A 13,254-nucleotide genomic window follows, 5' to 3' on the forward strand; every position below is an offset into this window, starting at 1 on the left:
CTTGTTACACATCTTTAACAAACTTTAACAATTACTACCTCCGCTTGGTAACCAATACCCAGTCAACAAATACTTTTGCCTGTCCCGCTTTTATTTTGTTTACTGTATTTTCAGATATTCCGTAATATGGTTTACTGATCTTATTATAACCGGCCGGATACCCGCCTCCCAGCGCAAAATTAAGGATGATGAATTTTTTATTATCAAAAGCCCAGCGGCCATATTTTTCAACCATAGGTTTGGTTACTGTATATGTTATCTTGCCATCTATTTTAAAAACCAGGCTGGCAGGAGTCCAGTCAACCGAATAAACATGCCATTTGGTAACATCAGTACCGGCAGCAAAAAAAGACCGGTGAACAAGCGGCGTATTACCAAAATAGTTTGGACCATGCAAAGCATGACTGGTCCAGCTCGAATCGCCCACTGTTTCCATAACATCTATCTCACCACAGCCGGGCCATTCGCCGTTACCCAGCGCCCAAAATGCAGGCCATAGCCCGGCACCTGCAGTCATTTTCATACGTGCGGAAGCAGTGCCATAAGTAAATTCCATTTTAGCCCGGGTGTTGATCCTGCCCGATATAAAATCGTACTTCTTTTGTTCCTTGCTGGTAAATCCCGGCTTGTATACCGCTTTTAAAACAAGCGCGCCGTTTACAGCTCCCCCGGCATCATTGCCATCAACCATATATATGGTAGCGATCGAATCGACATAGGCCTGCTGTTCGTCATTTACGGTGTTGCCGGTAACCTCTACGTTCCATTTGGCCCGGTCAAGTACCGGGCTTTTAAAATCGTCAAAAAATACGGTATCAGTTTTAGGTGATTGCTGCGCGTGTAATCCTAAGCCCGGTAAAAGGGTGGCTATTAATAAAAGACGACGAAATTTCATGGCTATATGATTTGATAGCTAAAATATGATTTTATACGATGAGTTTTTATCGCGCCAAATTTTACCCTTTAATTACCTTTCCTTTTTTAAATTGCAGGCTAATATATATTTACATGCACAACAGTGGTTTTTTCAGGGTATTCTTAATCATATCAACTGTCAGCTTATTGCTTGACTGGTACATTTTTTCGGGCCTGAAAACCTTAAGTGCCGACTGGCAATCACCTTTATGGCGTAATGTGGTGCTCTTTGGATATCTATTTATTTCTGTAGGAGTAATTGCCCTGTTTTTGCTGGGTTTTGGAAGTTTTACCACAGCCAGAGGCATGCGCCCTTTCCATGAATGGGTTTTGAGCCTGTTCCTCACCTTTTTTATAACCAAATTGTTTTTTGTTATTGTATTATCACTTGGTGATCTGGGTAGATTTTTTGTTGGCCTGTTTAACCTCGCGAGTCAAAATAACAGTCAGCCGGTTTTTCCGGGCCGCCGCAAATTTATCAGCGAAATAGCAGTGTTGGCCGCCGCCGTGCCCTTCACTTCCATGTTTTACGCTATGTTTAAAGGTAAATATGATTACAAGTTACACCGCACTACGCTTTATTTTGACGATTTACCCGATGCCTTTGATGGTTTTACTATTACCCAGCTGTCTGATATTCACTCGGGCAGTTTTGATAATACGGAAGCTATGCAGCGTGGTATTGATATGGCAAAAGCGCAAAAAAGCGACCTTTTTGTTTTTACCGGCGACCTTGTTAATAATGCAGCGTCGGAAATTGAACCGTACATTGATAGATTTGGTCAGATCAAGGCTGCTTACGGACAATTTTCGATACTGGGCAATCATGATTACGGCGACTACATAGAATGGGATAGTGAGCAGGAAAAAGCCGCAAACCTTGAACAATTAAAACAACATCACAAGGCCCTGGGTTACCGCCTGCTGCTTGATGAAAATGTGACCATTGAAAAAAACGGGCAAAAAATATCGCTTATAGGTGTACAAAACTGGGGACGCGGCTTTAAACAAGTAGGCGATTTGAACAAGGCCCTGCAAGGTGTTCCAAAAGATGCCTTTAAGATACTGCTGTCACATGACCCAACCCATTGGGAAGAACAGGTACGCTATAACGCTACAAATATTCATCTTACCCTTTCGGGACACACCCACGGTGCGCAGTTTGGCATCGAAATCCCGGGTTTTAAATGGAGCCCGGTAAAATACAGGTATCTTGACTGGGCAGGTTTGGCCAACGAAAAGAACCGATATCTGTATGTAAACCGGGGGTTTGGCTTCCTGGCATTTTCGGGCCGCCTGGGTATATGGCCCGAGATCACCGTAATTGAATTAAAGAAAAATACCTGATCTCCAAAGTCTTACCGTCATGATACGCATATCGGCTTATTAATAAAAAAAGCATTAAAGGCTGTTAATTTAATTCCAGCAAAATACTTATCAACATAATCATACCCGTGAAAACACCGGGTTTAAATACCGAAAAATACGGTGTTTTCACCGATTGACCGGGCAGCATATAATTCAGAGTTTTATGGCTTTAAACTTTGATACTACTAATAATGCCCATACAAATAACTGGTGTATACAGAACCAATGATGAGTATGATAATCCATATCTGGCTATCAACTCCTTAATGTGGATTGATGATCATACCCAAAATCGTGGAATTACCACAAGAGATGTGCTTTTTGACTGGATCAATGACAATGGCACCGCCTACGTTTTAGACGAAGAAGGGAATAAAGCCAAATTACTTACTGCAACAACCAAAAGTGGATATAAATATGTAAAAACCGCTTTTGATGAAACCAAATCTGACAAACTGCTAAATTTACCGGCAACAAAATAATTTAAGAGAACCTATACCTTATCTGCTTGCACCTGTCATAATTTTGACGGGTGTTTGTTTTTTATGGAGTACCGTAAACCCGATAAGTTGATAGTTCTCTTTATATAAACAAAGATCAGGCCCCTCAACCCTGAATTATTCATTATACCAGATCTTAATGATATCAACCGGGAATTAGCTCCTTGGCATTTTATATGGAACAAACCCGGTGTTTCTAAGCCGGTTCGCGATCCATTAAATAGACGTTTAAACACCAATACGATAGTTTTGTCGAATTAAATTCATTTTTATTAAATTATATTGAATATAATTCATTAATACCTTAATATTACAGAATGATTAGCGAAACAGAAATAATTTTAGATAAAACGGACCTGCACATTTTACGCCTGATGCAGGAAAACGCCCGCATATCCAACGCCGACCTTGCACGCGAACTGGGTATGGCTCCCTCGGGGATCTTGGAAAGGGTAAAAAAGCTGGAACAAAAAAACGTTATACAGCAATACACAGCACGTATAAACCCGGCTGCATTACAGCAAAACTTACTGGCCTTCATATTTATGAAAGCTTCGGACGGCCCGGGCAGCAGCAATGCCACAATTGAACTGGCCAAAATACCCGAAGTGCAGGAAGTACATCATGTTGCCGGTGATGACTGCTATCTGGTTAAAGTGCGCACCTATGATTCGGCCTCGCTTATGAGAATTATGCGTTCACACTTTAGCAAAATACCTAACATTTTAAGCACCCGCACCACCATAGTGCTTGAAACTGTAAAAGAACAACAACAATTAGTTATACCTCAAAAATAATATCATCATGACCTTAACACCTCAAAAATCCGCATCACCCATATTGGTAATCATAGCGTTTGCTATTGTTTACCTGGTTTGGGGCTCAACTTATTTTTTTATAAAAATGGCTGTAGACGGCTTTCCGCCGTTGTTGATTGGCGCTCTCCGTTTTACTACTGCCGGCATTTTATTAATCATTTGGTGCGTCATTAAAGGCGAGAAGGTTTTGGTTAAACGCAGTATCATTCACGCAGCGGTTACAGGCTTTTTGCTGTTGGTGGTGGGCAATGGTGCGGTAATTTGGGTTGAACAAACGCTGCCAAGTGCAATGGTAGCAATCATGGTATCATCGGCGCCAATATGGTTTGTATTGTTTGACAGGCAAAACTGGCATGTAAACTTTAAAAGCACGTCAACCATTGTTGGTTTGGTTATAGGCTTTGCCGGCGTTATACTATTGTTCAGTGAGCAAATTGGCAGTTTATTTGGTTCATCAATAGGTCTTTCAAAACTGCCCGGCATGTTACTACTGCTTATAGGATCAATGTCATGGGCATCAGGATCCTTATATTCTAAATATCATAGCACCGAGGTATCCGCATCGGTAAACACTGCATGGCAAATGCTGGCCGCCGGACTTATGTTTATACCGGCAAGCTTTGCAAACCATGAAATACAACATGTACAATGGCATAATATTCCGGCCCATAGCTGGTATGCACTGATTTATCTAATATTCTTTGGATCAATAGCTGCGTTCAGCGCTTATGTATGGCTTTTGCAGGTGCGCCCTGCAACACAGGTGAGCACCTATGCTTATGTAAACCCTGTTATAGCCGTTGTGTTAGGTGTACTGTTTGCCGATGAACACATTTCGTTTACGCAAATAGGCGGCCTGGTTATTATTTTAGGCAGCGTATTATTGATTAACCTTAGCAAATACCGTAAAGAAAAACAAACCAGGCCAGAACTGGCCGTAACCGACAACTAATCAAACAAACAAGGATCAGGGGCATTAAATTTGGTTAATATGACATCCTGATCCTTGTATCATATCTCCTGGTTCATTCGCAATTGTTATTATTATTTTGCCTGCCAACAAACAAATTGAGGTTGTTTAGAATTTTATAGTAATAAACACTTCAAATCATCGGCCATGAATAAAATTATTGGAATAGTGCTCATTATTGCCGGAGCCATAATGCTTATCTGGACGGGCTTTACTTACACCAAAAAAGAAAAAATCATTGACGCAGGTCCCATACAGGTATCTGCCGACAGACAGAAAACTGTTAACTGGCCACCGTACGTGGGCGGTATAGTTTTGATTGGAGGTATTATAGTTGTAATTACCTCAAAAAACAAATAAAGTTATTTGTCAGAAGCTTTGAGTATGCCGACATCCTTTGTTGACAATAGTTGCTGGTAGTTGACCATCTGGAATTTTTTATTTATCATATCCCTGAACTCAGGCGAAAGCAATGCATCAAGTTCGGTTTGCCTGTGCAGACTGGTAAGGGGCTTACCATCTTTTGTATTCATCATATTACTGTTCATGTCAACCAAAACATCCATTTCAGGGCTGGGTGTAGCAACATGCAACACCATCAGGTTGGGCCTGTCTGGGTTAAGCTTGCTCACATAGGCTAAAAATGCCGACTTCTTAGTAGCAATAGGCTCGCCCCACATCTCTTTATAGGTTTCATCAAAGTAATTAACACTACTTAGTATCGAAATACCCAGCTTATATTTATGGGCAAGTTTCTCAGTCAAAGCCCTTAGTTCAGGGGTTGACAGGGCAATGCCCATGTGTGGATCAATATAGCTTATCTTTAAACCGGATGCCAAAGCCCGTTCAATTTGTGCCGACAGTTCTTTCTCCACCTCATCAAGTTTATATCCGCTTTTGGCAAATGCCCTTGTCGACTGGGGGAAATAACCATTGCTATCAACCAGGCTGGGTACTGCCGTACGGCCAAGTACCGGTCCCCAGCGATAGTTTTTCCACTCCGAGGTGAGCGTTAAATGAACGCCTACACTTACCTGCGGATACTGCTTTAATATTTCAACAGCTTCCAGATACCAGGGACAGGCAAATTGTAATGACACAGAAAATGGCATTCCTGTTTTAGCCACCTTTTCGGCAGCCATATTTACAGAATGGTTCATGCCAATATCATCAAGCCTTATCAACAGCTGCGGGAGCTTGTCCGAAGATTGCTGGGCCCGGGCCGGCAATATTGCAGCGGCTATTAACAGTGTGCATAAATAAAGTGAGATAGACTTCTTCATATACCAGGTATAAATTGAACAGGGTTTGTTATTATTCTAATAACAAGGTATCATCATCATCGGTTAAACTAAGTTGTATGGAATCGCTCCCTGCAATACCCTCAATGCTTCCTTTTATATGAGCAGCGTTCAATAAAACTTTGTCCAGCTGTTTCTCGCGCGATTTCCACATCTTCTCCATTGCATCGCGCTCTTTTTGTATAGACAGGCGCATGCTCATATATCCCTCCCTAATAGCCTTCCATTGCTCAGAAAACTCACTACTGGTTAAATAATCATAAAGTAAATGCATTTTATCGCCTTTATTCTCCTGCGACCGCGCCTGGTTTGACAGCTTGATCACGCTATCGCGCAGAATGTAAGATACCGCTTTTACCTCATCAAAGCTGCAGATCCAAACCCCATCTTTTTCGCCAAAGCAATCCATGCCTTTAGGATAACACTGGGTAACTATCACCGCAACGTCAACTCCTATGCTGCGCATATCCTTCTTTAATTTTTCAATCCAGTCGGCGCCAAATGCGTTGGTACGCTTGCTTTCATATATAATACGGCCGCACTCCTGCCCAAACTGATTGCGCACAGTTTGTACACAATCGGCCCCGCGTACGCCTTTTCCCACCTCGCTTATCACATCAAACGGAAAATAATTACGCAGCAGCTCTTCCAGTATCAATTCCTGCGCTTCGCCCTGCAATTGCATGGAGCCCTGCTCGGCCTTGCGTTTCATTTCATCAGCCAGCTTTTTCTGGTCGTCAAGCTGTTTTTCAAGCTCTTTAACCTTTAGTTGGTATTCGGTATCTTTTATACTGTGGCGTTCGGCTTCCTGCTTCCTTATCAGTTCGCTTAATTCATTACGTTGTTCCTGCAATTTACGCTGCAAAGCAAGTTCCATTTCTTCTTCCTTTTGCTGCAATTGTTTTTCACGCTGCAAAAACTCCAGTTCCTTTTGCCGCGATAGCTTTAGCTTCTCTTCGCTTTCCTGTGCCGAAATTTTAAGCATCTGCACCTGGTTCTCATAATCCTGACTAATGGATTTGCGAAGGTTTTGCTCCATAGCCAGTTGTAATTGTTTTTTTTCTTCGGCAAGCCGCATTTCAAAAACATCTTTTTGCTGCCGCTCCCTAATTAAAAACTCTTCATCCTTTTTCCGGTACTCTTCCTCTTTTTGCCGGGTATAATCCTGCATTTTTATCCTGAGCTCCTTTTTATACTCTTCGGCCATCACCTCCTCTATCGGAAAACCAAAACCACAACTTGGGCACTTAACTTCTGTAGCCATATATAAATATTACAAAAAAATAATTATGCAGATCAAAGATAAGGATTTTGCCGTGTGCATAACACACTTCAAGGTATAGTAAAAAACAAACAGCGCACCCATTTGCATGAGTGCGCCGTAGTGCTAATAATATATATTTTTTAGTTATTTAGCTTTAGCAAATTCGCCATTAGCTTTAATTGCTACCTCGTCGCTTAACATTGCTGAGCCAAATTTACTGCCAAAATTAAAATCAGACCGTTTGATAGTACCTGTTAACTGGAAACCAGCATCATCAGCCTTGCTCATAGGGTTGGTTATAGTACCACGATACCACAAATCAAATGTAACCGGTTTAGTAACTCCTGCTAAAGTAAGGTTACCTGTTACGGCATAATGTTTATCAGATGTTTTTGAAATACCTGTACTGGTGAAAGTAAGTGTTGGCTTGTTTGCAACATCAAAAAACTCAGGGCCCGAAAGATGTTTATCGCGGTAATCATTGTCGGTACTTACAGAAGCTGTTTGTACCACAAATGAAACTTTAGCATCGCTGAAATCAGGTTTTGCTGAAGTGATGGTAGCATCATAGGTTTTAAAAGTGCCATCAACGTCGTTTACCAGCAAGTGGGTAACAGTAAATTTAACGTTTGAATGTGCTTTGTCAACCGTCCAGGTGGTTTGTGCTGATGCGGCCGTGTACAAAAATGCTGATGCAAACAGGATAAAGATCTTTTTCATTGTTTTTATTTTTTTAATTTCTTTTTGTTAATTGGCCAAAAGTATACAAATGATTCAGATATTTTTCAAGATAAATGTTTAAACATGTTTTTATTAAAATTCCATGACAAATATCTACCAATTTAGTGGACTTTTTTCACAAACACATCAATACTCCGGGATGTCGCCAAAGTTTATTTGCTTAATTATAAACCGTTAATCTTCAAATACATGATCGTCAATTGCGGCACCGATCTGCTCCAGTGGAATAACTGCAGACGACGGCTCATGTTTGATATAAACCCAGTTACCTGCGTCGGTTTTGCCAATGGTGTAATTGATATTTTTATTAACAATGTCGAATAACCGGGGGAACCCAGAATGAAGGCTCACCTGATAATCCACTTCATTAATGGTTATAGTAAAAGGCTCCATGTTAATATAGTTTTCATAAAATTACCATAAAAACTCACACTTACTAAAACTTTTTTGTACGCAATGGTGTTTACTTTGCGTTATTAATAAAAAAACAAACAATTTGTAACTTAAATTTTTACTATGAACATTAAAAATTATTATAACAAAGCAGTAATGCTGCTTGCTTCTTTAGGCTTTATAATATCATTACAATCCTGCTCAAAAGATAAAGGTATAATACCAGGATCAAACGAAGACACAAACCTGTTTGGCGCCTGGAAAAGAACCATACACCGCACAGCCCAGGGCGATAGTGTGCAAACACTTTCTTTTTATGAAGGCTTTTTGTTCGCATTGCAAACAGATGCCTCTGCAACCCCGGTATCAACAGTAAACAGCACTTACTTTAAAGGCACATTTGACACCAACGGCACACAACTGTACATTAAATTAAATCAGAAACTCAATTCTTCTGACCTTAATGGAGGTGGTACTACTGTTAACCAGGTTTTTTTAAACACATCCCCGTACAAAATAAGCTCAGATACGCTTAAAATTACGGTAGGCAGTGAGGTGCAAAAATATATAAAGGTTAATAATTAAGCCCTACGCGTTAAAACAACAAAACCAGGCAATGCCTGGTTTTGTTGTTTTAACCTATTTTTTCCCAATTGCCTGAGTCAAGGCTGCGATAAATAGCATCAATTACCCTCATATCCTTCCAACCCTCTTCTCCGGGTACACGGCTTTGCTTATTGAGGTTTACGCAATTAGCAAAATCGTCCATTTGAGCTGCCTGCTGTACAATCTGCGGAAATTTTAACGGACCATTACTGGTAAAACCTTCAATACCACCATAGCCATATGCAGGTTCAAGCTGAAACTTGCCACGCTCGGCCTCGGCCTTTACATAACCCCAATCATGATTATAACTTGATTTGCCTGTAACTTTTTGGCCGCCGGGAAACTTCAACTCCCAGAAAACGGTTTCATCAACTTCTTTAAAAAGCTCTGGGCGGGTTTTCTCCTGTGTAGCTTTCACGGCTATGGGCTCTTGCCCAAGTGTATAGCGCGAAGCCTGGATAGCATACACTCCCATATCCATCAACCCGCCGCCGCCAGCCAGTGCTTTTTTTAATCGCCAGGCATTGGGGTCACCACCATAAGTAAATCCATTACCAGTATCTATGCTTTTTACCTTACCGAACACCTGTTTTTGGCCAAGCCGCATTATTTCTATATTATGCGGCTCAAAATGCAGGCGATAACCTATAGACAATAACCGATTTGACTTTTTGCAAGCCGCTATCATGTCTTCGCAGTCTTTGGCATTAACAGCCATCGGTTTTTCACATATCACATGCTTGCCGGCCTGTGCTGCCCTTATAGTATATTCTTTGTGCAAGGCAACCGGCAGCACCACATATACAATGTCAATAGCTTTGTTTTTAGCTATTTCATCAAAATTTTGATAGTTATAAATGTTTTCCTGTGGAATGTTATATTTTTTAGCCCAATCAACCGCCTTTGAAGGCGTACCTGTAACTATACCTGCCAAATAACAATTTTGAGTTTTCTGCAAGGCAGGTGCCAGTTGCCCACCGGCATAGCCGCCTAAGCCTACCAGTGCTATACCTAATTTTTTGCCGGGCTTTGCCATAGCCAGTTGTGACAACGCCGGACCAATAGCCAACGCCCCAATGCCTAACGAGGCATTGCGGATAAAATCTCTGCGGGATGTTTTTTGTAGTGCCATTTTTTAGGTTGATTTAATTGAAAGTGAATGGGTTAATAACCTATAAATACAAGCTATATAGAGGTTTTGTTTGATAAACCAATCTCTAAGTCAGAATTTACAGGATACATTTGTACAGGTGGCACTGACCAACACAATCCGTTTAAATCAACCGGGACTATCTTCCCTCCAGATTATCGCGGTATTGTTTTAATGACCGCAATATCGACCGGGCAATTTCAGTTTGGCCGGCATCTGAGTTCAGGTACTTTTCGTCGGATGGGTTATTAATGAAGCCCGTTTCAACCAGCACCGCGGGCATTCCACTTTGGGCCAGTACCAGTACACCCTGCTCCTTCACACCAAAACTGTGGCGTCCGTCGGTCTTTTTAAACTCCCGGTTCACCAGATCGCCAAACTGGATACTTTGTTTCCGGTATTTTTGCTGAAACGCGTTTAAAACAATGGTGTTCACAACCGCGTCGTTGCCATAGCCGTTGTATTTATCCTTATAATCCTTTTCAATATAGATAGATGCGTTTTCGCGCAGGGCTTCGCGCTGTTCCTGGCTGCGGTGAAAGCCGTATACCAACAACAATGTGCCCCGCTCAGTGCTCCGGCGCTGCGGCGACGAGTTGCAATGGATAGATATAAACAGGTTACCATGATTATTATTAGCTATATCGGCCCGTTTATGCAGTTCAACAAAAACGTCAGTGCTGCGGGTCATAACCACCTTAATACCGGTTGTTTCATCAATAATCAGGTCGCGCAATTTTTTTGCAATGCTAAGGGCAACATTTTTTTCTTTTGAATAAGCACCGTGCGCTCCAGGGTCTTTCCCTCCATGTCCGGCGTCGATAATTACAGTTTTGAACTTAAACCGGCTCACACTGGTCGCAGCCTCTTGCTGACCCAGGCAAACAGCAGCACTAAAAAGGTTTACAATAAAAAAAATGAATGCGATTTTATAAGTATTTTTTTTGCGAATAGCTGGCATGAAAAAAAAGTTAGTCACCTACAGTAAAACATACTCTTTACTAAAATATATTTATAAGATATTGTTTTACTTATATGGTTTAAAAGCAATTTAATTAATGAGCGCAAAGGTAATATTAGTTGGCTTGTTAACATACATTTTACCAATTAGTTAACTTATATTTATTTTGTTAAACGGTGGCGCAGTTTAGCAGCTTTAACTACATATTTACTTTTAATCATATTACAACCATTAACCTTTATGCAGATCCAAAAATCATTATCGATCCTGTTTATTTGCCTGGGGCTCATACAAATTGGATGCAATCGCGAAAAAAAAATATCATACGGCAATAACCCCGAGGCAGGTAAATATTATGACATACATGGCATAAAGTTGTACGCCGAAGTTTATGGCACGGGAAAACCGCTATTGCTTATACATGGCAATGGTGGCAGCATTAGCGCCTTTGAAAATAACATACCCTATTTTGCAAAAAAATATAAAGTTATTGCTGTTGACAGCAGGGCGCACGGCAAATCACGTGATGACCGTGATTCATTAAGTTTTGAGATGATGGCCGATGATTTTGCCACCCTGCTTGATACCATGCATATTGATTCGGCATATGTTATTGGTTGGAGCGATGGCGGTATCAATGCACTTGAACTGGCTATGCGGCATCCGGGCAAAGTAATAAAACTGGCATCAACCGGAGCCAATTTATGGCCCGATTCTACCGGCATTGTTCCATCATACTGGAAACAGGAACAAAAAGATTATAACGCCAAAAAAAATATGGTGTTTAAAACAGCGAAGGAAAAAAATGATTGGAAAATTTTTCTGCTTGATTGGTTTCAACCCAACATTAAGCTGTCTGACCTAAAGGCTATTAAATGCCCCTCGCTTATTATTGCCGGCGATCATGACGTTATCCCCACTCAGCATACTGTGCTTATTTCTCAAAACATCCCGAAAGCATATCTGTGGATTGTGCCACACTCTGGTCATCCCACATTGATTGAACACAAGGATGAATTTAACAGAAAAGTAGATGAGTTTTTTGAACAGCCTTACAAATAAAGCCTATTAACCGGAGGTCAATTCACTGCACGTATTCTTGATATCACCTTTAAAATTTGTAAGTCAGGGCTGCCTGTCCTGCTACCGACGTATAAAATGTACCGGAGCTTTCTGTTTCCGACTTTCCGATGGGTGAAAAAAAGTTATACTTTGACTCGAAACTTAATCCTATAGTATTGGTTAACGCAAAAATGATCCCCAAACGCGGAGCCATATAAAAGTTCTGCTGCTGCAGATCAGCAATAAAAGAATCATTGTTAGCAACAAATGTATAAGCATAATGGGTATAATACAGGCCCAGGTTTGCCCCTCCGTAAAGCCTCGCACTTTCAGACAGGTTAAGGTTATAAATTATTCCCGCATACGCCGAATATACCTTGTAATTGCTATAAACCACGTTGGTATTTTCAACCTCATCTGTGTTTGTAGTATCGTTTTTAGGCTTATAGGCATGATAACCCAATGTGAAGCTTACTGTAAATTTATCCATAAAACGGGCTACGCCTAAATTAAAATCTACCGCGGGCTTATACACTCCCTTTAAATTACCCAGCGGCGCATCATAGGCCATACCCAGCATAACACCATAGCCTGAATCAAAATTACTGCCCCCTCCTCCACCGCCATAAGTCAAAGCGGCATGCGACCGTCGTTGGGCTATGCTTATGCTGCAAATGCACGTACATATTATTATAAATAAGGCTTTTAAATAATAAGGTACCGGAGAATAACGAACGCCAGGGGTTGCATTGCCATTGTTGCCGTAGTTAAATTGTTTAGGGTTCATTACTCGTAAAAATAAAAAAAAACTACAGTTTTCAACCTGTATCAATATATTAAATATTTAAACAATTCCGGGTAGGCAATCATATAAAATGTTAATAAAATAACGCCCGGCTCACAGCTCTAAAAAATTGGTAATCTTTAAACAGTTCCGTTTATTTTGCATGTAACTGGGGTTTAAATTATTTTTTTTTTGAAAAATTAAAACAATCGCGTTGCCGAATTGTAGTAGTACCACAAGATATTTAGTTATATTATTTAAATAATAAAGAAATTATGTGTACTTTAGCATTATCATACTAAATGTTAGTAATTATGGAAAAATTAATAATATTGAGAATGTTCTTTTGCTTCCCATTATTCGGGTTGCTTCTTCCTGATGCAGGCATTTTGCTCTCGAAAAACCAGGGCCGTATACCAAT

At 40.7% G+C, this 13,254-nt stretch carries 15 protein-coding genes; 7 read left to right on the top strand and 8 right to left on the bottom strand.

Annotated elements, in window-relative coordinates; all coding sequences use genetic code 11:
* Positions 1-34: 34 nt before the first annotated feature.
* On the bottom strand, positions 35-895 hold the full coding sequence (locus J2W55_RS22015; protein WP_310101227.1) for a glycoside hydrolase family 16 protein: 861 nt from the start codon (positions 893-895) through the stop codon (positions 35-37).
* Positions 896-1,008: 113 nt separating this feature from the next.
* On the opposite strand from J2W55_RS22015, the gene J2W55_RS22020 reads away from it, so the two are divergent.
* The 5 genes from J2W55_RS22020 to J2W55_RS22040 all read left to right on the top strand — a co-directional run bounded on the left by J2W55_RS22020 (position 1,009) and on the right by J2W55_RS22040 (position 4,931).
* Positions 1,009-2,262 carry a metallophosphoesterase gene (locus tag J2W55_RS22020; RefSeq protein WP_310101230.1) on the top strand — a complete coding sequence of 418 codons (1,254 nt, stop codon included), beginning with the start codon at positions 1,009-1,011 and terminating at the stop codon, positions 2,260-2,262.
* A gap of 197 nt (positions 2,263-2,459) precedes the next feature.
* A complete protein-coding gene (locus J2W55_RS22025; RefSeq protein ID WP_310101233.1) occupies positions 2,460-2,765 on the top strand; it encodes a DUF3892 domain-containing protein in 306 nt (101 codons plus the stop codon).
* A 335-nt stretch (positions 2,766-3,100) separates the two neighbouring features.
* Positions 3,101-3,580 carry an Lrp/AsnC family transcriptional regulator gene (locus tag J2W55_RS22030; protein WP_310101236.1) on the top strand — a complete coding sequence of 160 codons (480 nt, stop codon included), beginning with the start codon at positions 3,101-3,103 and terminating at the stop codon, positions 3,578-3,580.
* 7 nt (positions 3,581-3,587) lie between these two features.
* A complete protein-coding gene (locus J2W55_RS22035; RefSeq protein ID WP_310101239.1) occupies positions 3,588-4,553 on the top strand; it encodes an EamA family transporter in 966 nt (321 codons plus the stop codon).
* Positions 4,554-4,718: 165 nt separating this feature from the next.
* Complete coding sequence (locus J2W55_RS22040) at positions 4,719-4,931, top strand: hypothetical protein (protein WP_310101242.1); 213 nt, start codon at positions 4,719-4,721, stop codon at positions 4,929-4,931.
* Positions 4,932-4,933: 2 nt separating this feature from the next.
* Here the strand turns inward: J2W55_RS22040 and J2W55_RS22045 are convergent, their stop codons facing one another.
* The 4 genes from J2W55_RS22045 to J2W55_RS22060 form a co-directional block, all read right to left on the bottom strand.
* A complete protein-coding gene (locus tag J2W55_RS22045; protein WP_310101244.1) occupies positions 4,934-5,854 on the bottom strand; it encodes a ChbG/HpnK family deacetylase in 921 nt (306 codons plus the stop codon).
* 31 nt (positions 5,855-5,885) lie between these two features.
* Complete coding sequence (locus J2W55_RS22050; protein ID WP_310101248.1) at positions 5,886-7,136, bottom strand: DUF2130 domain-containing protein; 1,251 nt, start codon at positions 7,134-7,136, stop codon at positions 5,886-5,888.
* A 144-nt stretch (positions 7,137-7,280) separates the two neighbouring features.
* Positions 7,281-7,856, bottom strand: coding sequence for a YceI family protein (locus tag J2W55_RS22055; RefSeq protein ID WP_310101251.1), 576 nt, complete (start codon positions 7,854-7,856; stop codon positions 7,281-7,283).
* Positions 7,857-8,051: 195 nt separating this feature from the next.
* Positions 8,052-8,270 (bottom strand): hypothetical protein, encoded by a 219-nt coding sequence (locus tag J2W55_RS22060; protein ID WP_310101254.1) that lies wholly within the window; start codon positions 8,268-8,270, stop codon positions 8,052-8,054.
* Between the two features lie 123 nt (positions 8,271-8,393).
* Between J2W55_RS22060 and J2W55_RS22065 the strand changes: the two genes are divergently transcribed.
* Complete coding sequence (locus J2W55_RS22065) at positions 8,394-8,855, top strand: hypothetical protein (RefSeq protein ID WP_310101257.1); 462 nt, start codon at positions 8,394-8,396, stop codon at positions 8,853-8,855.
* 49 nt (positions 8,856-8,904) lie between these two features.
* Here J2W55_RS22065 and J2W55_RS22070 read toward each other — a convergent pair whose 3' ends face one another.
* Together J2W55_RS22070 and J2W55_RS22075 are read right to left on the bottom strand one after the other, a co-directional pair.
* Positions 8,905-10,008: a Gfo/Idh/MocA family oxidoreductase gene (locus J2W55_RS22070; protein WP_310101260.1), complete on the bottom strand. Its 1,104-nt coding sequence runs from the start codon at positions 10,006-10,008 to the stop codon at positions 8,905-8,907.
* A gap of 157 nt (positions 10,009-10,165) precedes the next feature.
* Complete coding sequence (locus J2W55_RS22075; RefSeq protein ID WP_310101264.1) at positions 10,166-10,987, bottom strand: N-acetylmuramoyl-L-alanine amidase family protein; 822 nt, start codon at positions 10,985-10,987, stop codon at positions 10,166-10,168.
* Positions 10,988-11,227: 240 nt separating this feature from the next.
* Here J2W55_RS22075 and J2W55_RS22080 point away from each other — a divergent pair, with 240 nt between their 5' ends.
* Positions 11,228-12,049, top strand: coding sequence for an alpha/beta fold hydrolase (locus tag J2W55_RS22080; RefSeq protein ID WP_310101267.1), 822 nt, complete (start codon positions 11,228-11,230; stop codon positions 12,047-12,049).
* Positions 12,050-12,098: 49 nt separating this feature from the next.
* Here the strand turns inward: J2W55_RS22080 and J2W55_RS22085 are convergent, their stop codons facing one another.
* On the bottom strand, positions 12,099-12,836 hold the full coding sequence (locus J2W55_RS22085; protein ID WP_310101270.1) for a hypothetical protein: 738 nt from the start codon (positions 12,834-12,836) through the stop codon (positions 12,099-12,101).
* Positions 12,837-13,254: the final 418 nt, after the last annotated feature.

The organism is Mucilaginibacter pocheonensis (genome assembly GCF_031456535.1).
Lineage (GTDB): Bacteria > Bacteroidota > Bacteroidia > Sphingobacteriales > Sphingobacteriaceae > Mucilaginibacter > Mucilaginibacter pocheonensis.

Coding starts and splice junctions, on each gene's coding strand:
- J2W55_RS22085 (WP_310101270.1), bottom strand. CDS start 12,836: ATGAACCCTAAACAATTTAACTACGGCAACAATGGCAATGCAACCCCT.
- J2W55_RS22075 (WP_310101264.1), bottom strand. CDS start 10,987: ATGCCAGCTATTCGCAAAAAAAATACTTATAAAATCGCATTCATTTTT.
- J2W55_RS22060 (WP_310101254.1), bottom strand. CDS start 8,270: ATGGAGCCTTTTACTATAACCATTAATGAAGTGGATTATCAGGTGAGC.
- J2W55_RS22065 (WP_310101257.1), top strand. CDS start 8,394: ATGAACATTAAAAATTATTATAACAAAGCAGTAATGCTGCTTGCTTCT.
- J2W55_RS22035 (WP_310101239.1), top strand. CDS start 3,588: ATGACCTTAACACCTCAAAAATCCGCATCACCCATATTGGTAATCATA.
- J2W55_RS22030 (WP_310101236.1), top strand. CDS start 3,101: ATGATTAGCGAAACAGAAATAATTTTAGATAAAACGGACCTGCACATT.
- J2W55_RS22020 (WP_310101230.1), top strand. CDS start 1,009: ATGCACAACAGTGGTTTTTTCAGGGTATTCTTAATCATATCAACTGTC.
- J2W55_RS22055 (WP_310101251.1), bottom strand. CDS start 7,856: ATGAAAAAGATCTTTATCCTGTTTGCATCAGCATTTTTGTACACGGCC.
- J2W55_RS22050 (WP_310101248.1), bottom strand. CDS start 7,136: ATGGCTACAGAAGTTAAGTGCCCAAGTTGTGGTTTTGGTTTTCCGATA.
- J2W55_RS22015 (WP_310101227.1), bottom strand. CDS start 895: ATGAAATTTCGTCGTCTTTTATTAATAGCCACCCTTTTACCGGGCTTA.
- J2W55_RS22045 (WP_310101244.1), bottom strand. CDS start 5,854: ATGAAGAAGTCTATCTCACTTTATTTATGCACACTGTTAATAGCCGCT.
- J2W55_RS22080 (WP_310101267.1), top strand. CDS start 11,228: ATGCAGATCCAAAAATCATTATCGATCCTGTTTATTTGCCTGGGGCTC.
- J2W55_RS22070 (WP_310101260.1), bottom strand. CDS start 10,008: ATGGCACTACAAAAAACATCCCGCAGAGATTTTATCCGCAATGCCTCG.
- J2W55_RS22040 (WP_310101242.1), top strand. CDS start 4,719: ATGAATAAAATTATTGGAATAGTGCTCATTATTGCCGGAGCCATAATG.